The sequence below is a fragment of the Streptomyces pseudovenezuelae genome (assembly GCF_029892565.1).
In the GTDB taxonomy this organism is placed as follows: Bacteria; Actinomycetota; Actinomycetes; order Streptomycetales; family Streptomycetaceae; genus Streptomyces; species Streptomyces pseudovenezuelae_A.
Genome location: NZ_JARXVH010000004.1, coordinates 553,569 through 573,669, shown reverse-complemented (window position 1 = coordinate 573,669; position 20,101 = coordinate 553,569). Strand labels below are relative to the sequence as shown.

The window sequence follows — 20,101 nt, the reverse complement described above, 5'->3', positions numbered from 1 at the left end:
TTCTCTACCCGTCCCCCTTGGCGTCGCCGTGCCGTAGGGGCCACTCAGGGGTGACCGTCGGCAACAAACGGTGACGGGGCAGCTACGCAGACGACGAAGGAAACCCCAGGTCACAGCCCCCCGACCAAACGGGTTAACACCCAAGGGTGGACCTCGGGCAAGATGGGGTGTATCTGCCCACTGCCAGATTTCAAGCTGCCGGACGGTTTCTCTTGGCTGAGTTCATTTACACCATGCGCAAGGCGCGCAAGGCGCACGGCGACAAGGTGATTCTCGACGACGTCACCCTGAGCTTCCTTCCAGGGGCGAAGATCGGCGTCGTCGGCCCGAACGGCGCCGGTAAGTCCACCGTCCTCAAGATCATGGCCGGGCTGGAGCAGCCGTCGAACGGTGACGCGTTCCTGTCTCCCGGTTACAGCGTCGGCATCCTGCTGCAGGAGCCCCCGCTGAACGAGGAGAAGAACGTCCTGGAGAACGTCCAGGAGGGTGTTGCCGAGGTCAAGGGCAAGCTCGACCGGTTCAACGAGATCGCCGAGCAGATGGCGACCGACTACTCCGACGCGCTGCTCGACGAGATGGGCAAGCTCCAGGAGGAGCTCGACCACGCCAACGCGTGGGACCTCGACGCGCAGCTGGAGCAGGCCATGGACGCGCTGGGCTGCCCGCCCGGCGACTGGCCCGTGGCCACCCTCTCCGGTGGTGAGAAGCGCCGCGTCGCGCTCTGCAAGCTGCTGCTGGAAGCGCCTGACCTGCTGCTCCTCGACGAGCCCACCAACCACCTCGACGCCGAGTCGGTGAACTGGCTGGAGCAGCACCTCGCCAAGTACGCCGGCACCGTCGTCGCCGTGACCCACGACAGGTACTTCCTGGACAACGTGGCCGGCTGGATCTGCGAGGTCGACCGCGGCCGCCTGCACGGCTACGAGGGCAACTACTCCAAGTACCTGGAGACCAAGGCCACCCGCCTCAAGGTCGAGGGTGCCAAGGACGCCAAGCGGCAGAAGCGTCTGAAGGACGAGCTGGAGTGGGTGCGGTCCAACGCCAAGGGGCGTCAGGCCAAGTCCAAGGCGCGCCTGGCGCGTTACGAGGAGATGGCCGCCGAGGCCGACAAGATGCGGAAGCTGGACTTCGAGGAGATCCAGATCCCGCCGGGCCCGCGCCTCGGCAGTGTCGTCGTCGAGGTCAACAACCTCGGCAAGGCCTTCGGCGACAAGGTCCTCATCGACAACCTCAGCTTCACGCTGCCGCGCAACGGCATCGTCGGCGTCATCGGCCCCAACGGTGCTGGCAAGACCACCCTGTTCAAGATGATCCAGGGCCTGGAGGAGCCGGACTCCGGTTCCATCAAGGTCGGCGAGACCGTCAAGATCAGCTACGTCGACCAGAGCCGCGAGAACATCGACCCGAAGAAGACGCTGTGGGCCGTCGTCTCCGACGAGCTCGACTACATCAACGTCGGCCAGGTGGAGATGCCCTCGCGCGCCTACGTCTCCGCGTTCGGCTTCAAGGGTCCCGACCAGCAGAAGCCCGCCGGCGTCCTGTCCGGCGGTGAGCGCAACCGCCTCAACCTCGCGCTCACCCTCAAGCTGGGCGGCAACCTGCTGCTCCTCGACGAGCCGACCAACGACCTCGACGTCGAGACCCTCGGCTCGCTGGAGAACGCGCTCCTGGAGTTCCCCGGCTGCGCCGTGGTCGTCTCCCACGACCGGTGGTTCCTGGACCGAGTGGCGACGCACATCCTCGCCTACGAGGGCGACTCCAAGTGGTTCTGGTTCGAGGGCAACTTCGACTCGTACGAGAAGAACAAGGTCGAGCGGCTCGGACCGGACGCCGCCCGGCCGCACCGCGCCACCTACAAGAAGCTGACCCGGGGCTGATCGATCTTGCGCCACATCTACCGCTGCCCACTGCGCTGGTCGGACATGGACGCCTACGGCCATGTCAACAACGCGGTCTTCGTCCGCTACCTGGAGGAAGCCCGTATCGACTTCCTGTTCCGCCCGGAAAAGGACTTCCAGCAGGGGTCGGTGGTGGCGCGCCACGAGATCGACTACAAGCGGCAGCTCGTCCACCGGCACCACCCGGTGGACATCGAGCTGTGGATCACGCAGATAAAGGCCGCGTCCTTCACCATCACGTACGAGGTGAAGGACGACGACCTGGTCTATGTACGGGCCTCGACGGTGGTCGTGCCGTTCGACTTCGAGGCCCAGCGGCCGCGCCGACTCACCTCCGAGGAGCGGGAGTTCCTGGGGGAGTACACGGATGACGCGGCCGACGCGGATGCCAAGCGGGGGGCCGTCGCCGCATGACGGTGCTGCACCTCGCCGACGAGGGGGAGGCGGCGGACCTCGCGGCCTTCCTCTCCCGGCTGCTCCACTACGATCGTGGAGCAGCGGTGCGCCTGCAGGCGGCCGGCACGGCGCTCGCCGTCTTCGGGCGACCGCCGTCCTTCGAGGTACTGGCGATCCGTGCGGTACGGCTCGCAAAGCCGTACGAGAACGGGCTGGACGCCACCCTGGACGTGACCGTCTCCGCGGGTGAACTGCTGGAGTCCGTCGACGAGTCGGCCGCCACGGCCGGCGTGCCGGGCGCGGTGACCGGGCCGCCGTGGGCCGGAGTCCTTCCGCCGCGCGGCGGTTGGCGGCCGGTGCCCGGGCTGCCCGCCCCGGACGTGCTGCGCGCGCTGGTCGGCGCGGCCGTCGCCGAATTCCGGTCCCGTACGCAGGAGTTGGCGCCGGAGCGACGTACCCGGGCCGAACTCGACCGGATCGGACGGGAGATCTGGTCCCGGACGGTCGGGGACACCCGCCTTCCGGTACGGGTGCTGCACGCGGCCCAGTCCCTGGGCTTCCTGCGCGGAGCCGCTGGAGTCTCAGGGGCGTCCGGTGCCTCCGGAGCCTCGGCGGACTGGCGGCTGTTCTCCTCCGGCGCGTGGCTGCGGCTGCGTACCGCCTACGGGTCGATCGCCGTACGGACGGCGGGACTCGGGGCGCTCGGCGTCAGCGTGCGCTGAGCCGTTCGGCGCTGTCCCGCCCCCTCCCGGGCCCGGCGGCTACCGGTCACTGTCGTCCGGCCATACGGCGATGTGGTCCGGCTCCAGTTCCAGGGCGACGCGGTCGCGCATGCCCAGGGACTCGGTGTACTCGGCGGGGAGCTGGAGGCGGCCGGCGCGGTCGAGCATGGCGTACTCGCGGGCGACCACCGTCTCGTGGCCGGTCGTCTCGTCGACCTCGCTGCGGCGCAGGACCTCCGTGGAGGTGCGGCCGTCGCGGATGGCGACCGTGCGGCGGACCTCGCCGGCGACGGCCTGGTCGTGGGTGACGATGACGATGGTGGTGCCCAGGGCCTCGTTCGCGGTGCGGAAGGCGGCGAAGACCTGTTCCGCGGTGTGCGAGTCGAGTTCGCCGGTGGGTTCGTCGGCGAGCAGGACCGAGGGGCTGTTGGCGAGGGCCGCGCCGATCGCGACGCGCTGCTGCTGGCCGCCGGACATCTGGTGCGGGCGACGGTCGCGGCACTCGGCGATGCCGAGCAACTCCAGGAGTTCCAGGGCGCGTTCGGTGTGGGCGCGGCGGGAACGACGGCCGTGGGAGCCGGTCAGCTGCATCGGCAGGGCGACGTTCTGGGCGGCGGTGAGGTAGGGGAGCAGATTGCGGGAGGTCTGCTGCCAGACGAAGCCGATGGTGTCGCGGCGGTAGGCGAGGCGGTCCTTGGCGGTCATGGTGAGCAGGTCGTGGCCGGCCACGCGGGCGGCGCCGGCGGTGGGGGTGTCCAGGCCGGCGAGGATGTTCATCAGCGTGGACTTGCCGCTGCCGGAAGCACCCACCAGAGCCATCAACTCGCCCTCGCGGACCAGGAGATCGAGCCCCTGGAGGGCCTGCACCTCGATGCCGTCCGTGGTGAAGATACGGACGAGACGGTCGCAGGTGATCAGCGCGTCGTGGCCGTAGGCGGGGCGGTTGAGGTGCTCGGTGGCGCGGTGGGCCAGGTCGGCGAGGGTGGGGTTGGTGGTGGTCATCGAGGGTCTCCTGGAGTGGGGCCGCGTCGCTGCCGCTGTTCGTGAGTCGCACGGGCCGGCTGCCGCTCGTGTGTCGCCCGGGTCATCGGCCGTCCCCCACCCGCAGTTCCGCCACCGACCCCCGCCGTCCCGTCCACCAGGCCTGCACCCCCGCGACTCCCACCGTCACCGCGATGATCGCCAGCGCCGGGACCGTGAGGGACACCGCGTCCGTGTGCAACTCGGCCGCGCCCACCGGGACTTGGGCGGAGGCCAGGGCGATCGTCGTGAGGTCGATGCCGGGGGAGAGCAGGCGGATCGCCGCCCAGCCCGTGAGCGCGCCGCCCGCTGCCGCCAGGACCGCCTGGGGGAGTGACTCCAGGACGAGCAGGCGGCGGCCCTGTGCGCGGGTCAGGCCCATGGTGCGCAGGCGGGCCAGGAGGGCTCGGCGTTCGGGGGCCGCGCGTACGAGGGAGAGGAGAAGGGCGAGGACGGCGTAGCCTGCGCCGGCGGCGACCGCGGCCGTGTAGACGCGTTCGGCGCCGGACTGCAGGGGGGAGTCGACGTATTGGGCCCGTTCCTCGGAGCGCAGGAGTACGCCCGCGTTGCCCGCCATCCGGCGCAGGGCGGCTCCGTCGAGGTGGTCGCCGGTCAGGAGCAGGGTGGACGGTCGGGCCGCGTCGGCGCTCAGGCCGGCCCGGTCCACGAGGAGGAAGTCGGCGCCGGTGACGGCCGGCGTGCGGTCGCGGACCAGCGTGATGCGGACGGTGACCGTGGTGCCGTCCTCCAGGCGGACGGGGAAGGGGCGGGTGCCGTACGTGGAGGCGACCTGCGGCGAGGCCACCGCCGGCAGCGCGCCTGACCCTGATCCCGTACCCGTACCCGTACCCGTACCCGATCCCGCATCAGCGCCCGCCGGAACCCTCAACTCCCCAGCCCCGAAAGCTCCAAGCCCCGTCCGCGACGTCAACTCCGCATAGTCGCGCGGGTCTACGCCCACCAGCGGCACCGACTGCCTGCCCTCGTTCGGCTTCGCCTGGTAGGCGATGCTCACCGCTGCCACTCCCCGGACGCCGTGCAGGCCGCGCACACGGTCCGGCAGGGACGACGGCAGTGCGGTGGTTCCCTCGACGCGGGCGTCGGCGCCGACGGTCAGGAGGGCGGCCTGGTCGCGGGCCTCGCTCACGCCCGAGAGGACGGAGCCGCCGAAGGCCGCCGTGGTGAGGGCGGTCAGAAGGGCCAGTAGGGGCAGTACCGCGGAGGCGGAGGTGCGGCCCGCGCGGGCCAGTGACAGGTGGCCCACCGCGCCGCGCAGACGGGCCGCCGGGCGGGCCAGGCCGCGCAGGGGGAGCGGGTAGAGGCGGACCAGGACCAGGGCCGCGGCCACGCCCACCAACACCGGTGCGAGGGAGGCCAGTTCGTCGCCGGACGTACCATTTCGGCGCAGGGTCTCGACCGCGCCGAGCGTCACGACGAGCAGGGTGAGTTCCGCGACCGTACGGCGCCGGGACGGTCGTACGGATGCCACGTCCTCGCGGGCGCCGTGGATCCGCACCACCCGGTGGACGGCCGCCGCGCGCAGGGGCAGGGCGGTGCAGGCGACGGCGGTGACGGTGGCCGCCGCGGCGACCGCGTAGGAGAGCCGGCCGCCGGGCAGGGCGAGCAGCGCGGCCGTCAGGCCGAGGGCGCCGGCGGGCAGGGAGACGATCGACGTCTCCGCGAGCAGGCGGCCGGTCACCCCGCGCAGGGAGCCGCCGCGGGCGCGCAGCAGGAGCAGTTCGGAGCGGCGGCGGTCGGCGGCGAGGCCGCCCGCCATCAGCAGGACGACCGCGGCGACCGTGCCGGTGCCGACGGCGGCCACGGCGACCAGCGGGCGGATGCCCGAGCGCAGGTCGGTGTAGGTGCCGAGGACGTCGTCGAGGTCGGTGCTCACGTCGGTGGAGGGGTCGGTGCGCGTGCGCATCGCGCGCAGGGCCGGGCCGCCCTCCAGGGAGGCGATCGCGGATTTCAGGCGGCCGAGTTCGTAGGCGTGCAGATCGCCGGGGGCGGGGGCCAACTGCCAGTAGCGCCAAGGGTTTCCGGGCGTGCCCAGCATCGCGGGCGCGGCCTCGGGGGCGAGCAGCAGGCCGCCGAGCCAGTACCTGTCGCCCTCGGCACCCGCGCCCGGCAGGAGGACCAGGGTGGGGGTGTGCAGGAGGGGCTGGGCAGCCCAGTAGGCGCCGTTCGGGTCGCGCGGGGTGACGATGCCGGTGATGTGTACGGCGAGGGGTCCGCGTTCCACACCGGGTACGTGGATCACCGAACCGACCTTGATGTGCATGCTCTTGGCGGTCTCGGCGGTGACCGCGGCCTCCACCTCGGCCGTGGCCGCGGTCACCGGCTCCGAGGCGCGCGGCAGCCGGCCGGTCACCGACCGGACGTGTCCGGCGAGGTCGTGCTGCGCGGCGAGGGCGACCTGCGCGGGCAGACCGTTCGGCCGGGGTATGAAGGCGTCCGGCACCTCCATCGGGCTGTGGGTCCGCACCCCGTACGTCGACTGGTCGGGGTCGGCGACGAGCGGGCGCGGGACGGCGGCGAGGACCTTCCGGTACTGGGCGCCGAGCAGGTCGGGGCGCAGCGCGTCCTCCCGCATGCCCTGCGACATGAGGGGGTCGGGCTGCGCCGCGTACACGCTCACGCTGGTGCTGTCGGGACGCGCCCGCTCGACGGCATGACGCAGTCCCGCGTCCTCGTAGCGGTCGACCGCCCGGGGGAGGGCCGCGGCGAGGCACGCCGTCAGCACGACGAGCAGGGCCAGCGCGCAGGCGGCGCCGGGGGCGGTACCCAGTCGGGTGCGGACCCAGGGGGCCAGGACGCGAGTACGGCTCCAGGGGGCCAGGACCCGCGTACGGACCGAGCGCCTCATCTCCCTCTCCCCTCTCATCTCACTCACCCCCTTGATCCCGCAACGACACCACCGGATCCGCCCGCCGCAGTGCCAGCGCCCCGGTGACCAGCAGCGGCGCAACCGCCACCGCGACGAGCAGCAACACCACCTGGGACACGGGCAGTTCGACCAGCACCCCCGGTACCGGGCGCGCCGCCTCCGACGTCAGCACGATCAGCGGGATCACCGCCCGGGTCAGTACCGCGCCCAACGCCGTGCCCACCACCAGGGCCAGCGCGACCAGGACGCCCTGTTCGACGGCGATCATGCGGGCCAGGCGGCGGCGCGGGGCGCCCAGAGCGCGCAGGACGGCGAGTTCGGCGCCGCGCTCCCGCAGCGACCCCGCCGCGCTCACCGCGAAGCCGACCGCGGCCAGCGCCGCCGCCACTCCGGCCGCCGCCCCGAACGCCGCCTCCGGGCCCGCCCCGAACGGGTCGTCGCGCAACTGCGCCGCCATCTCGTCCCGCACCACGACCTGCGCGGGGTCCATGTCGGGCAGCGCCCGCACAGCCGCGGCGACCTGGCCCGAGCCGCCGGCGTCGGTGCGCAGCCACCACTCGGTGGGCGTGACGCTCATCCCGTACTGCGCCTCCAACACCCGGTTCACGGACGGCAGATCGACCAGCAGGGCGCCGCCGTCCACGTCGCTCGTCGTCGGCAACTCCCGTACGGAGTCCACGATCATCGCGGACACGGTCTGGCCGCCGAACGTCAGGTCCACGCGCTCCCCGGTGTGTGCGCCCGCCGAGGTGAGGAAGCGGTCGGTCGCGACGGCGGTGACCTCGGGCGGGTCCGGCTGCGTGATCTGGAGGCGCACCGTCAACGACGAGGCGAGCCAGGCCTCGTCGGGCGGCACGTACCCCGTGCGGTAGGTGAGGGTCGGCGGCTCGGACGAACTCACCTTCGCCCTGGTCGGGTTGGCGGACGCGTCCGGCGAGGAGGCGAGCCCGTCATCGTGCACGGCCCCCTTCCAGCCGGCCGGCAACCGCACCGGCTGGATCGTCCCGTCGGCACCCGTGGCCGTCAACTCCCCAAGAACCAAACGGTGTTGCTCGGAGTGCCCGACGGGCTGGGGCAGCACCAGCTGCAGACCGATGAGCGTGAGCGGGCCCGTGGTGGCGCCCAGGTCCAGGGTGTGCGGGCGGCCGTCGGCGGGGAGTTCACCCACCGGTATCTCGTACGGGGTGCCGTACGCGTCCTCCAGGGTGACCGTCGCGTCGGCCGTCGTGGTCCGGCGGGGCGTGCTGTGCAGGGTCGCCGTCAGCCGTACCCGGGAACTGTGGGCGGGCACCTTCGGGCCGGCCGGCTCGCCCTTCGCGGCGAGCCCCCGCACCAGCGGCCCCACCGCCCCGGGCGCCAGGTCCCGGCGCAGCAGCACCCCGTCCGCCGCATGCCGCGTGTCCAGTGCCAGCACGGTCGCCGTGCGGCTGTCGGAGAGGGGGAGTTCGGTGCGGACGGCGGGGGCGGCCTCCCGTACGTGGGGGAGGGCCGCGTAGGTGTCCGTGCGGCCGAGGCCCGCGTCGCCGGCGCCCTGGACGCGGACCTGGGTGCCCGCGCCGAAGTCGGCCTGGTCGTTCTGCGAGCGGTCCCAGGAGGCACCCTGGCCGATGGCCAGCATGCCGAGTGCGACCGCGAGGACCAGCAGGAGCACCGGGCCCGCGCCGCGCATCGGGCGGCGGCTGAGCTGCCAGCCCGCCAGCGCCGCCGTCAGGCCGCGTCCGCCGGCCGCCCGGCGCTCCGCGAGCCGCGCCACCAGGGGGAGCAGCCGCAGGGTCAGTACCGTGCCGGCGAGCAGCGCGAGCGCCGGGGCCGCCACCAGCAGCGGGTCGATGCCGAGCGTGCCCGAGGTGTCGTCGGAGACGGCGCCGGAGGTCTGCCGGCCGAGTTGCCAGTACGCGACTCCGGCCACCGCCAGCAGGCCCAGGTCCGCGCCCGCGCGCAGCGGAGCGGGCAGCGCGCGGGACCGGCGCGGACTGAAGCCCTCGACCGTGAGGGCGGGCAGGGTCACCGCCAGCGCACAGCCGAGGGCCACGCCCGCGGCGACCAGCCAGACCCCGAGCCGTCCGCCCGCCGGTACGTCCAGGTGCAGCCCGATCCGGGCCAGGGAACCGTGCCCGGCCAGCAGCCGGGTGAGCGGCCCCGCCAGCAGCGGCGCGCACACCACCGCGGGCACCGCCAGGAAGAGCGCCTCCACGGCGGCGAGCGTCGCGATCCGGGTGCGGGAGGCACCGCGCGCCCGCAACAGCCGGGTCTCGCCGGTGCGTTCGGCGCTCAGCAGCCGGGCCACCAGGAGCAGGGCGCAGGAGGCGAGCAGGGCGAGTTGCAGTGCGATGATCAGCAGGGTCGAACGGGAGACGAGCAGCGAGCGCTGGATCCGGTCGAGGACGTCGGGCAGGGCGGTGGCCGCGGCCGTCGTACCGCTGAGCGCGGGTTGCTTGCGCAGGGCCGCGCTGCCGGCGGCGGCGCTCTCGCCGAGCGCGTCGATACGGGCGGTCGTCAGCGTCGAGAAGTCGGCCGACGCCAGCCAGCCCGATTGCCCGACGCTCACCTTGCCGCCGGTCAGGACGTCGGGGGCGGCCAGGAGGGGACCGTACGTCGTGAAGCCGACCGTCCGGATGCCGCGACCGCCGAGGTCGTCCAGCCGCCAGTACGGGGCGTCCGCGGCGACGGGCCGGTAGAGGCCGGTGAGCGTGACGCGCACCTTCGGGCCACTGAGGCGGTCGGTGAGGGTGAACCGGGCGCCGGGTTTCAGACCGAGGGCGCGGGCGGCGGTCTGGGGGAGCGCGGCTTCTACGCCCGACGCGGAGGCTGCGGGCGCCCGGCCCTCCACGATCCGTACCTGCGTCGGATCCAGTGCCGCGAGGTACGTCAGGTCCGGGTCGTCCGAGCGCTCGGACGGTGCCTGGAGGGAGCGCGGCAGGGCGTACGGGCCCGAGCGCGCCAGCGTCCGTACGGTGACCGGCAGCCCGGCGAACGTGCGCCGCGCGCCCTCCCGTACGGCGCGGTCGGCGGCCGTACGTCCCTCGGCCGGCACGTCGGCCTTGACGATCAGGGCGGTGTCGGCGGCGTTGCGGGGGTCCTGGAGCGAGTGCCGCAACGCCGCGTCGTCGATCGCGGTCGAGTAGGCGGTGAGGGTCGCGAGGACCGCGGTGGTCAGCAGGACCGTGAGGAGAGCGGCGGTCAGCAGCAGGCGATGCGCGCGGGCGCGCAGCAGGACAAGCCTCGTCACCGCACCGAACACCGTCACCCCGACCCCCCGTGGCCGTCTGGAAGTTGTCCAGACCTGCGGACGATGCTTTCAGATGGAAGGCAATTCGGGTAAGCGCCTACTGACCGAGCTTGACCGGATCGTGACGCGCGGGGTCAGGTTCGGTCAGGTCGGGTCAGTCCGGGGTGTTCACCATCGAGGCGGCCGCGTACGTCAGGTACTTCCACAGCGTCTGCTCGTGCTCCTCGGACAGACCGAGTTCGTCCACGGCGTCCCGCATGTGCTTCAGCCAGGCGTCGTGCGCCTCGCGGTTCACGGTGAAGGGGACGTGGCGCATGCGCAGCCGGGGGTGGCCGCGGTTGTCGCTGTACGTCGTCGGACCGCCCCAGTACTGCATGAGGAAGAGCGTCAGACGCTCCTCGGCCGGGCCCAGGTCCTCCTCGGGGTACATGGGCCGCAGCAGCGGGTCCTCGGCCACGCCCTGGTAGAAGCGGTGGACGAGTCGGCGGAAGGTCTCCTCCCCGCCGACCTGCTCGTAGAAGGTCTGCTCCTGAAGCGTGCCGCGCCGAATCTCTGTCACGCCTCCATGGTCTCAGACGGGGTGGACGAGGACTCAAGGCTTAGGTCTCGGGGAAACCGGCACCCGCCTCCCCTGGCACTCGCCTCCCGCCGCTCGGCGCAGCACAGTGGAGGGTATGAGCGCGTACGCACTCGACAAGGACCTCGCCGAGCTGGCCGGCTCGGCGCGGGCCGCGCTGGTGCGGGTGATCGAGGCGACCGGGGTGTGGGCCGGCGATCCCGTGTGGCGGGCGGCGTTCGAGGCGGTGCCGCGCCATCTGTTCGTGCCGTACTACTACGTCGGCGTCAAGGACGGCTACGAGCGGCGCTGGGGCGAGAGCGCCGATCCGCGCACCCGGGAGCAGTGGCTGCGCGGCGCCTACACCGACGCCCCGCTGGCCACCCGGCTGCGCGACGGCGATCTGGTCTCCTCCAGCAGCCAGCCCTCGCTGATGGCGATGATGCTGGCCGAACTGCGGGTGGCGGACGGCGATCGCGTGCTGGAGGTCGGCGCCGGCACCGGCTACAACGCGGCCCTGCTGGCCCACCGGCTCGGCGACGACGACCTGGTCACCACCGTCGACCTGTACCCGGACATCACGGAGGCCGCGCGTCAGCACCTGGCCGCCGCCGGCCACCACCCGGCCGTCGTCACCGGCGACGGAGCCCGCGGAGTCCCCGAGCGCGCCCCCTTCGACCGGATCATCGCGACCTGCGCCCTGACCTCGGTCCCGCACGCCTGGCTCGCCCAGTGCCGCCCCGGCGCCCGCATCCTGACCCCGCTCGCCACCGGCCTGCTCGCCCTGACGGTCCGGGACGCGGGTCACGCCGAAGGACACTTCCTGCACACGCCCGCCTACTTCGTGCCGTTGCGGGGCGAGGGCCGGCCGGACCGGGAGCCGGTGCCGCTCGGCGGGGTGCCGAGCAGCGCCCGCGACCACGAACTGTTCCGCTTCCTGCTCGCCCTCACCCGCGACAGCCTCGACCCGCAGGAGGCGTACGCGCTGTGGAACCGCGAGGGCATGCCGTCGCGGGAGCGGTACGGCATCACGGTCAGCGGCGAGCACGAGTGGGCATGGCTGGACGACCCGGAGGGACCGTACGCCTGGCCCCTCGCCGGCTGAACCGAGCTGTCGACCCCGGCGGGCTCAGCCCACGCGGACTCAGCCCCGTCGGACCGTGATCGTCGTCCAAGCACCCACGTGCACCCGGTCCCCGTCCTGCAACGGCACCGGCACGAACGGCTGGATCGGCTCCTCGCCGTTGTTGACCGTCGTACCGTTCGTCGAGTTCTGGTCGACGACCGCCCAGCTGCCGTCCGGCTGCTGGACCAGCACCGCGTGCTGGTGCGAGACGCCCGGGTCCTCCGGGGGCACCGCCAGGTCGATGTCCGGGGTGTCGCCGGTGGAGTGGCGGCGACGGCCGATGGTGACCTGGTTGCCGCCGAGGGTGCGCTGCTGCTCGGGCGAGTACGCGGGCAGGTTGAGCCCCGCGGCCTCGGGACCCGAGCGCTGCATCATCGCCATGAAGTACTCGCGGTCCGGGCCGATCGTCGCCGTCCAGGTCGCCGGCTGCTGCGGCGCCTGCGGGAAGGCGGGTCCTGGCGGGGCCTGGGTCGCGCCGGGCTGCGGATAGCCGTAGCCACCGCCGGGACCGGGACGCTGACCGCCGGGACCGCCCTGTCCACCGGGACCACCGGCGGGCGGGGAGAGCACCCAGTCGTCGTCACCGCCGCCGAATGCCGGACCACCCTGCTGCGGCGGACGCCCGGTCTCCTGCGGGTAGGCGGGAGCGGGCGGACCCTGCTGGTACGCCTGCGGGGCACCCGAGGTCGCACCGGGACCGGCGGGCGGTGTGGGCCCAGGCGGCGGCGGAACCGGACGCGACGGGTCGGCGCCGTAGCCACCGGGCGGGTTGTTGTAGCCGCCCTGGCCACCGGGCTGGTTGCCATAGCCGCCTTGGCCACCGGGACCGCCGGGACCACCGGGCTGGTTGCCGTAGCCACCGGGACCGCCCTGGCCGCCGGGCTGGTTGCCATAGCCGCCTTGGCCACCGGGACCACCGGGACCGCCCGGACCGCCGGGCTGGTTGCCGTAGCCACCGGGACCACCGGGGCCGCCCTGATCACCCTGGCCACCGGGTCCGCCCTGGCCACCCGGACCCGACGGATCGGTGCCGTACGGCGGGATCGGCTCGGCGGGCCGGTTCATCTGGGACGGGCGGGAGCCCTGGTACTCGTACGAGTCGGCGCCGCCGTACGTCGGACCGGGCGGCGGCTGCTGCTGGTAGCGCTGACCGCCGGGACCGGGACCGGGACCAGGTCCGGGACCCGGGCCGGGCGCCGGCGGGCGCGGGGCGGCCGGGGTGTACGAGGTCGCGGTGTTCGTGAGGAAGTTCCACCGGCACTCCTCGCAGAAGGGCGCGCCGCCCTCACGGGGCGTGCGGCACTGCGGGCAGAGCTCCGGCTCGGCGCGGTCCGGCACGGCGGACAGGTGGGAGCGCCCGCCCTGTCCCTGACCCTGGCCGGGCGGCGGGAAGCCGTAGCCGCCACCGGGCGGCGGAGGCGGGGGCGGAGGCACGGCACCGGCCATGCGGTGACCGCAGACCTCGCACCAGTCGTCGGAACCCGACTGGTGTCCGTTCGGGCAGGTCGGCATGTCGGCTCGTCCCCCTTTCCTTCGTCGTTTCTCGCGTTGGTTCCTGCGTTACTTCTTTACACGAACAGTCTTTGTGGACCGTGTCTCGAGAGTCATCTCGTCGGCCGACTCGACCTTCGCCTTCAGTCGCACAGTACCTGTCGCGGCATCGACCACGTCCACCACCTTCGCAAGCAGTTTCGCAGTATCCGCGTTTCCGGAGTCGCTGGCGAGCTGAACGGCCCTGCCCAGTTTGGCCGTTGCTCCGTCGAAGTCTCCCGCTTTGCGTAGATCGAGCCCTTGTTGGATGGCTTGTGCCAGTTCGGCCTGCCCGGTGTAGTGGGCGACCTGAGGGTTGATCGACGTGGAGGCGGCCATGTCGTCGGTCCACATGGCCCGTACGAGCCCCTGGGCGCCCAGGTTCTGGGTGCTGCCGTCGGGTTGCGGGACGACCAGCGAGACGCGGGCGGCGAGCATCTCCTGGCCGATGCCGGCCCTCGGGACCTCGACGCAGACGTGGTAGTCACGGGACTCGTCTCCCCAGGACCCGGTGGGGTAGTCGCCCGCGCGCGGCCCGGCCTCGGTGCGGCGGCCGGTCAACTCCTCGACCGTGGGCGCGACTTGCTTGACGAACTTGATGGTCGTGCCCACCGGTGTCCAGACCCGCAGCGCGACGTCGGCGACCTCCTTGCCCATCGCCTTCTCCATCATCCGCGTGAAGTCGGAGGCGAGGGCGGCCGGATCGGCGACGATGTCGGCCGTGCCGAGCAGCGCGGAGGCGATCGCTGTGACTTCTTTCACTTCCCAGTCGGTGCCCACACCGCGGGCGTCACAGGTGAAACGGCCGGCGCAGGAGTCGAGCGCGGCCTTGAGGTCCTCGGGCGACTCGTGCTCGTTGCGGCCGTCGGTGAGCAGGATGCCGTGCCGGATCGCGACGTCCGCCGAGGAGAGCAGCCGGTCCGCCAGGCGCAGCCAGGTGCCGATGGCCGTACCGCCGCCCGCGCTCAGCTTGCGCAGCGCCTGCTTGGCCTGCTCGCGGGTGGCGGAGTCGGCGACCGCCAGGCTCCCGCCGCCCGGGTAGACCTCCTTGGCCACGTGCGTGCCGCCGATCACCGCGAAGTGCACCCCGTCCCGCAGGGTGTCGATCGCGGCGGCGGTGGCGTCCCGCGCGTTGCGCATCTTGGTCGCCGGGTAGTCCATCGATCCTGAACAGTCGACCATGATCGCCACGGCCGCGGAGGGGCCCTGCCCCGGCGCGTAGAGCTGGGGCGCGGCGACCGGGCTGCCGATCGTGCCGCCGCCGGTGGCGGTCACCGTGACGATCGCGTTGACCTCGTTGCCGTCCGCCGGCAGGTACTCGTTCTGGTACACGTCCACCGAGAACTGCGGCACGTTCGACTTCGCGAAATTGGCCATGCCTACTCAAATCCCCCTCAAAACCCCACAGTTGATGGGGCGATGACGTCATACGGACCGGTCCCCTCCGGTCCGCCGATACGCAGCCGTGCGTTCCCCGTGTACGGCCTCAGGCCGATCCTGCCCCCTGAGGCAGGGCCGGGAACGGCACGACGGCCACTGTTACGTTGTCGTGGCCCCCGCCGTCCAGGGCGTGGCCGACCAGAACCTGGGCGCTGTGCAGCGGACGTACGGCCGCGTCCGGCGGGACGACCTCGGCCAGATCCTCGGCCGCCTCCGCGTAGTTCCACAGCCCGTCGGTGCACACCACCACCACACCCGGCCGGTCCGGCTTGAAGGAAGCCGTGTGCGGCTCCAGTTCGTAGGCGTCCGCGCCGAGCCAACCGGTGATCGCGTGGGCGCGCTCGTCGGCGTAGGCCTCGGCCTCGTTCATCAGGCCCGCGGCGACCATCTGCGCGGCCCACGAGTCGTCCTCGGTGAGCCGGGCCGGCGGCGAGGCGCGGTCCACCGGGATCCAGTAGGCGCGGCTGTCGCCGACCCAGCCGACGACCAGCAGTCCCGCGGTCACCACGGAGCCGACGATGGTGCAGGCCGGCGCGTTCTGGTGCGGGGTGTGCTCGCGGGCCGTGGCGGGCTCGTCGGCCAGCGCGTTGACGGCCTGCGAGGCGGCGACGATCGCGTCGTGCAGCGCCTGCTGCGGGTGGGTGCCGCGGGGCAGGGCCGCGAGCAGCGACTCGCCGGCGACCCGGGCGGCGGCGAGCGAGGCGTCGTCGGGGCGGGTCGCCGAGGAGACGCCGTCGCAGACGATCGCCACCGACGCGGGCGAGCCGTCGGGCAGCACGGCGGTGCCGATGTCGAACGCGTCCTCGTTGCGGTGGTGGCGCAGACCCCGGTCGCTGACGGCGGCCAGCGGGCCGCACTCCTGCTCCATGTGGTCGCGCTCGCGGGGCTGGGCGTGCCCGCAGTTCTCGCAGTAGCCGTCCCGGTCGACGTGGCCCGCCCGGCAGGCCACGCACACCTTGGCCTCCGCCGCCGGACCGGCCGGCTCGGCCAGCCGCGGGTCGGGTGCCTGCAGTGGGTACTCGTCGGGCTCCGGCGGGCGGTCGAAGCGCACCCCGGAGGCCGGCGAGACCGGCGATCCGGTGGGCGGCCCGGCCGCCGGCCCGGCGGCCTGGGGCAGCGGCGGCGGGTGCTCAGGGGGCAGCGGCGTGCCGCCCGAGTCCGTGCCGCGCAGATCCGTCGGCAGATGGGTCGCCGCCGGGGTGCTGGAGCTGCTCGGCTCGGGGGCGATAGGCCAGGCCACGCCGTCGTCGCCGGACGGCGCGTCCGTGCCGTTCAGCATGACCGTCGGGTGGTCGTCGGGCTGTGCGGGCACCGCGGACAGGTCGTATCCGCACGCACCGCAGAAGCGGTCACCCGACTCGAGCGGCCACTCGCAGCTCGGGCACGCGGACAGTTGGGGCATCTGCGACATCAGCTACACCCACGTCCGGGGGCGGTAACGGTTGGCACGTTCCACCAGGTCGATCCTCTCCTCGCCGCCCCGCGCCAGCCGGGCCAGCGTGCGGTACGAACGCTCCAGGCCGAAGCGGAGGCCCCGCTCGTCCAGGTCGCTGCCGAGCAGCACCCGCCGCGCGGGCGCCGAACCCTGGCCTCCGGAGAGTATCCAGTCCAGCGCGCAGCCGAGGACCTCGGCCGACAACTGCTCCCGGCGAGCCGGGTCCAGACCGTACGCGTCCAGCGCCTCGACCTGCCCCGCGGCGGCGGTCAGGTCGTCCAGGAAGGGTACGTCCGCGGCGACCGCCGTGCGTTGACGCAGCCGCGCCCGTACGGCGGCCACGCGCGCGGCCGTGTAGTGGATGGACGACTCCGGCACCGACTCCAGCGTCCGTACGGCCCCGGCGCGGTCCCCGCTCGCCAGCTGGACGCGGGCCAGCGCGAAGGCGGAGCTCACATAGCTGGGGTCGGTCGACCAGACCAGGCGGTAGTACTCGGCGGCGTTGTCCAGCTGCCCCAGCACCTCCGCGCACAGGCCCAGGGCCAGCTTCGGGGCGATCTCGCCGGGGAAGGCGTCGTAGATCGCGTCGAAGGCGAGTGCCGCGCCCTCCTGGTCGCCGGTGACCAGGGCGGCGGTGCCCCGGTACCAGACCACCCGCCAGTCGTCGGGCCGCTCGCTCTCCAGGGTCTGCAGGGCGTTCAGCGCGGTCGCCGAGTCGCCGTTCTCCAGCCAGGCGCGGATCTGCCGCAGCCGGGTCTCGGCCGACTGGGCCGGTGCGGCGGCCAGGGCGCCCAGCAGTTCGGTCGCCGCGGTGGTCATCAGACCCGCGAGGAAACCCGCGTTGGGGTCGGCGGGATCCACGTGCGGGACCGGCAGGGCGAGCGCGGCGGCCGGTGAGTCGGCCGACTTGACCAGCGCGGGAGCGTCGCCCGAGGTGGGCTCGGGCCGCTGCTGCGGGGTCGCCCGTGCTCCGAGGCGGGACACCTCGCCGGTCAGCTTCGGGAACAACTCCGCGTCCGTGACCTTCAGTTCGGGCCCGAACAGCGTCGACAGGGCGGGGCGGGCGCGGCCCGTCTGCAGCGAGACGACCTCGCGCAGGACGCCCGTCAGCTGCTCGGCCATCTCCTGCGCGGAGGCGAACCGGCGGGCGGGGTCGGGGTCGGTGGCGCGCACCAACAGCCGGTAGAAGGACTCGTACTGGCGGAAGACCTCGATGTTGTCGGGGTCGGGCAGGGAGTCCACGAAGACGTTCGTGTAGCCCTGGAAGTCGAAGGTCATCACCGCGAGGGTGCGGGCGACCGTGTACAGGTCGCTGGCCACCGACGGGCCGACCTCCGCGACCTCCGGCGCCTGGTAGCCCACCGTGCCGTAGATGGCCGACTCGTCGTCGTCCATCCTGCGCACCGCGCCCATGTCGATCAGCTTCAGCTGGTCCTCGGTCTGGATCGCGTTGTCGACCTTGAAGTCGCAGTACAGGAGGTTGCGGCTGTGCAGGTGGCCGAGCGCCTCCAGCGCCTCGATGCCGTAGGCGCAGGCCTGCTCCACCGGCAGCGGATCGCGCTTGCCCGCGGGCGTGCGGCGGTCGTTGGCGATCTCCTTCAACGACTTGCCGCCGACGTACTCCATGACGATGTAGCCGTCGAGCGAGCCGGTGCGCTGGTCGAGGTGTTCGACGAAGTTGTAGATCCGCACGATGTTGGAGTGCTCGATCTCCGCCAGGAACCGCCGCTCGGAGATCGCCGCCTCCATCGCGTCCTGGTCGCCGGTGTCCAGCAGGCCCTTGAGCACGACCCAGCGGTCCGACACCGCGCGGTCCACGGCCAGGTAGACCCAGCCGAGCCCGCCGTGCGCCAGACAGCCGACCACCTCGTACTGGCCGTGCACCACATCGCCCGCGGCCAGCTTCGGCACGAACGAGTACGGGTTGCCGCACTTGGTGCAGAAGCCCTCCGTACGCCCCGGCCCGTCGCCGCGCGAACGGCCCACCGGCGCCCCGCAGTCGGAACGCGAGCAGAACCGCTTGCGCTCGGGCACCTCGGGGTTGTCCTGCACCATCGCGCGCGGATCGGGCCGCGGCACGTCCGGCACCTGTACCAGGCCGACGCCGAGCCGGCCGCGACCACTGGTGCCGGTACTGGAGCCGGAGCTGCGCACCGACACCGAACGGCCCGTCGCGCGGCCCGACACGGAGCGGGACAGCCGGCCCGACACCGAGCGCCGGGACTTCGCCGACTGCGACGACGTACGCGAACTGGCGCGGCTGCTGGAGCGTGAACTGGCGCTGTTCGCCGAGCCCTTGCGGCCGCCGGTGAGCCCGGTGGGCGGCGAGCTGACCATGCCGTCCGCCGAGACGACCGGGGCCAGACCACAGGTGTCGCAGTACAGCTCGCCGCCGCCCACGTCCTCGTACGTGCCCTCGCAGTCCGGCCGCTGGCACTTCTGTTCCGCCTGACTCATGACGACGCTGCCCCCTTCGAGTCGCTCATGCTCCCGGCCCCCTACGATCCTGCGGGCCGCCCGGGTCCGGTACGCGTGGGGCGGTGAGCAGTTCGGCCGCCGCGTGCTGGTAGCGCAGCACGGCCTGTTCGGCCACCCGCAGATCGCAGGGCGCGCTCCACAGCATGCGGCGGGCCGCGTCGTACCGCTCGATCAGGAAGCGGTCCTCGGCGAGCCCGTGCCGGGCGACCTTCGCCTTGTACGCGTCCAGCCGGCCGCGCAGCTCCGCGCGGACCGCCAGCGGCTGGGTGACCGCGCTCAACGACTCGCGGGCGCGCAGCAGTTCGTCCTCCGCCTTCTGCTCCAGGGACTCCAGGAGCGGGGACAGCCGGTGCCACTGGGCGTGCCTGCGGTACTCGGCGGCCGTCGCCAACTGCTCCTGCAGCACGGTCGGCGGGCCGCTGACCACCGGCACCTCCGTGGCGGCGATCTTCGCCAGCACCTCGCCGCGCGCGATACGCGCCTCGGCGAGCGTGCGGTCCGCGCGCGAGAGCACGTCCCGCAGCCTCACCAGCCGCTGCTCCGCGTCCTGCCGGACGGTGAGCACGGCGTCGATCTCGCGGCGCACATCCTCCAGGGCGCGCGCCTCACGGTCGTACACCGCGGTGTCGGGCCGGCCGCCGCCCGGGGCCGAACTCCCCTGCGCCGCGACCCAGTAGGCGAGCGGGTCGGACACCACCTGCTCGCGCAGCGAGGTCAGGGTGCGGGTGATGCGTTCCAGGTCGTCGCCGGCCGGGTGCTCACCGGGGCGCACACCGACGGAGTGGGCGAGCTTGCGGGTGCGCTGGAGCTCCGCGGCCAGTAAATCGATCCGCGCGGGCAGCGCCGACCACACCGCGTCGGCGGTGACGACCATGTCCAGGCTCGTCGCGTACAGCTCGTTCATCCGGTCCACCAGCGACACCAGCGAGAAGCGCTGGCTGAGCTTGCCGGCGGCGCCGGACCCCAGCGTCGGCGCGTTCGCCGTGACCTCCGTGGACACCGAGCCCGCGACGGTGACGCACTCGCCGCGCAGCAGCTCGGTCAGCTCGACCAGGTCCTCGCGGCTGGACCAGCGGCGCCGGGAGCGGATGTCCCGGGCGGAGCGCAACGCGTCGGTGTACGCGTCGAAGTACGCCCACAGCAGCGTGATCGACGCGTCCGCGGACGCCCAGCGCTCCTTGGTGGTGCCCGTCAGCTCGGCGCCTTCGAGGAGTCTGCGGCCCGCGTGGTCCTGCAGGGCGAGCAGCGAGGTCTCGACCGCCTCGTGCTCCGCGCCGAGCCGCGCCAGCGCACGGTCCACCTCGTCCCGGTCCATCACCGGCCCGGCGGGGTCCGTGACGCCCATCGATCACCTCTCGCTGCTGTCGTGTGCCGTTGTGTCGTG

13 protein-coding genes are annotated in these 20,101 nt (G+C 73.1%); 4 read left to right on the top strand and 9 right to left on the bottom strand.

The genetic code is table 11. The features are described from left to right. Positions 1 to 212: 212 nt before the first annotated feature. From ettA to M2283_RS15345, 3 genes are read left to right on the top strand one after another with little or no spacing between them, the layout of a single operon-like run. Positions 213 to 1,877, top strand: coding sequence for an energy-dependent translational throttle protein EttA (gene ettA / locus M2283_RS15355; RefSeq protein WP_280876748.1), 1,665 nt, complete (start codon positions 213 to 215; stop codon positions 1,875 to 1,877). A gap of 6 nt (positions 1,878 to 1,883) precedes the next feature. Next, the gene (locus M2283_RS15350) at positions 1,884 to 2,312 is read left to right on the top strand and encodes an acyl-CoA thioesterase (protein ID WP_280876747.1); all 429 of its coding nucleotides are present in this window, start codon (positions 1,884 to 1,886) and stop codon (positions 2,310 to 2,312) included. Next, on the top strand, positions 2,309 to 3,016 hold the full coding sequence (locus M2283_RS15345; RefSeq protein ID WP_280876746.1) for a hypothetical protein: 708 nt from the start codon (positions 2,309 to 2,311) through the stop codon (positions 3,014 to 3,016). The genes M2283_RS15350 and M2283_RS15345 overlap by 4 nt, the downstream gene beginning before the upstream one ends. Before the next feature lie 39 nt (positions 3,017 to 3,055). Here M2283_RS15345 and M2283_RS15340 read toward each other — a convergent pair whose 3' ends face one another. From M2283_RS15340 to M2283_RS15325, 4 genes are all read right to left on the bottom strand, one after another. Beyond that, a complete protein-coding gene (locus tag M2283_RS15340; protein ID WP_280876745.1) occupies positions 3,056 to 4,018 on the bottom strand; it encodes an ABC transporter ATP-binding protein in 963 nt (320 codons plus the stop codon). 82 nt (positions 4,019 to 4,100) lie between these two features. Continuing rightward, on the bottom strand, positions 4,101 to 6,902 hold the full coding sequence (locus M2283_RS15335) for an FtsX-like permease family protein (protein WP_280876744.1): 2,802 nt from the start codon (positions 6,900 to 6,902) through the stop codon (positions 4,101 to 4,103). Positions 6,903 to 6,921: 19 nt separating this feature from the next. Continuing rightward, positions 6,922 to 10,152, bottom strand: coding sequence for an ABC transporter permease (locus M2283_RS15330; RefSeq protein ID WP_280876743.1), 3,231 nt, complete (start codon positions 10,150 to 10,152; stop codon positions 6,922 to 6,924). 154 nt (positions 10,153 to 10,306) lie between these two features. Further along, entirely contained in the window at positions 10,307 to 10,711 is a 405-nt protein-coding gene (locus M2283_RS15325) for a globin (protein ID WP_124000028.1), read from the bottom strand. Positions 10,712 to 10,826: 115 nt separating this feature from the next. On the opposite strand from M2283_RS15325, the gene M2283_RS15320 reads away from it, so the two are divergent. Next, the gene (locus M2283_RS15320) at positions 10,827 to 11,813 is read left to right on the top strand and encodes a methyltransferase domain-containing protein (RefSeq protein WP_280876742.1); all 987 of its coding nucleotides are present in this window, start codon (positions 10,827 to 10,829) and stop codon (positions 11,811 to 11,813) included. Positions 11,814 to 11,852: 39 nt separating this feature from the next. Here M2283_RS15320 and M2283_RS15315 read toward each other — a convergent pair whose 3' ends face one another. From M2283_RS15315 to M2283_RS15295, 5 genes are all read right to left on the bottom strand, one after another. Continuing rightward, on the bottom strand, positions 11,853 to 13,346 hold the full coding sequence (locus M2283_RS15315) for an FHA domain-containing protein (RefSeq protein WP_280876741.1): 1,494 nt from the start codon (positions 13,344 to 13,346) through the stop codon (positions 11,853 to 11,855). A 48-nt stretch (positions 13,347 to 13,394) separates the two neighbouring features. Continuing rightward, positions 13,395 to 14,741, bottom strand: a complete 1,347-nt coding sequence (locus tag M2283_RS15310) for a vWA domain-containing protein (RefSeq protein WP_280876740.1) — start codon at positions 14,739 to 14,741, stop codon at positions 13,395 to 13,397. 109 nt (positions 14,742 to 14,850) lie between these two features. Next, a complete protein-coding gene (locus M2283_RS15305) occupies positions 14,851 to 16,218 on the bottom strand; it encodes a PP2C family serine/threonine-protein phosphatase (protein ID WP_280876981.1) in 1,368 nt (455 codons plus the stop codon). Further along, complete coding sequence (locus tag M2283_RS15300; RefSeq protein ID WP_280876739.1) at positions 16,219 to 18,696, bottom strand: serine/threonine-protein kinase; 2,478 nt, start codon at positions 18,694 to 18,696, stop codon at positions 16,219 to 16,221. It lies immediately after the preceding gene. Between the two features lie 25 nt (positions 18,697 to 18,721). Further along, positions 18,722 to 20,062, bottom strand: coding sequence for a hypothetical protein (locus M2283_RS15295; RefSeq protein ID WP_280876738.1), 1,341 nt, complete (start codon positions 20,060 to 20,062; stop codon positions 18,722 to 18,724). Positions 20,063 to 20,101: the final 39 nt, after the last annotated feature.